General features: G+C 69.6%; 1 protein-coding gene. It reads right to left on the bottom strand.

Features of this window, described 5'->3' with window-relative positions:
- On the bottom strand, nucleotides 1-1,014 hold a 1,014-nt coding region (locus tag IEW03_RS20250), incomplete at its 3' end, for an IS110 family RNA-guided transposase (protein ID WP_188525532.1).
- Between the last annotated feature and the right edge of the window lie 198 nt (nucleotides 1,015-1,212).

Here is a 1,212-nt window from a genome sequence, read left to right as displayed (position 1 = left end):
GATGTATCGCTTGAGGCAGCGTTTGATCTCGCGGCGTGTCTTGCCCTCGCTGGTGCGGCGGGCGACGTAGTCGCGGGTGCGGTCGTCGTAGCGGATTCGCGATAGCACGATCGTGTGGAGCGCGCGGTTGAGCTGCCGGTCGCCGTGACGGTTGAGGCGATGACGTGTGGTCACTTGCCCGCTGTTGGCCGGGATCGGGGCGACACCGGCGAGCATCGCGAACGCGGCCTCGGAGTGGATGCGTCCGGGGTGGGACCAGGCGCACAGCACGGTCGCGGCCACGATCGGGCCGATCCCGGGTTGGTCGAGAAGGTCGGGTCGCCAGGACCGCACGATCGCGAGGATCGCCTTCTCGTGGGCGGCGGCCTCGTCGGCCAAGGCGTGGGCTCGGCGTGCCAGGGACCGCAGCACGGTCACCGTGGCAACTGTCTCTCCGTCCCAGGACGTATGGACTCTCAGGGCGGCCGCGGTCGTGAGCATCTCGGGAAGTTTCTGGCTGCGGAACCTGGCGCGCAGTGGTTCGGGGGCAGCGATCACGAGGCTGAACACCTGCCGCTGCGCGTCGGTGCCGGCCTCGACGGCGGAACGGCGGGCGGCCAGCAGTACCGACAACGCCTGCCGGTCGCCCGCGGCCCGCGGCGTGCCCAGGCGGGAGCGTGCTACCGCCTCACGGGCCGCGCGGATCGCGTCCAGCGGGTCGGACTTGGCACCGTTGCGGCGCCGTGCTCGCTCGGGACGGTCGAGCTCGACGACGACCTCTTCATGCTGTTCCAGGTGGCGTGCCAGGCCGGCGCCGTGCCCGCCGGTGCCCTCGATGGCCCAGGCCCGCAGCATGCCGTGAGAGTCCGCGAACTCGATGAGTTGGGCATAGCCCTCGGCGGTGGCCTCGACCGTCACCTCGCCTAGGACACCACCCGTGTGGGCAGCGACGGCAGCAGCGCTGTGGGTCAGGACGTGGGTATCGACGCCGACGACGACATCGACCACCTCGCGTAGATCGGTCAGACTGGTCATGCGTTCTCTCCTTCGCCGGACGGGACGTGGGTCCGGTCCGGGACGGAGAATCGGCAGGACTGTGACGGGACACGTCAGGCGCCGCTAACGCCCGACGGTCAAGCTCCTGATCAGGCCAGTCACTCCGACCGGGCCGGGGCCGACGATCGTGGATCGGACAAGTCCGCTCAAAGACACGAAGTCAGTCAGACCAAGGGT

Origin of the sequence: Isoptericola cucumis (genome assembly GCF_014635665.1) — a bacterium.
In the GTDB taxonomy this organism is placed as follows: domain Bacteria; phylum Actinomycetota; class Actinomycetes; order Actinomycetales; family Cellulomonadaceae; genus Isoptericola; species Isoptericola cucumis.
Note: the sequence above shows the minus strand (reverse complement) of the source record. Positions and strands in the feature narration are given on the sequence as shown.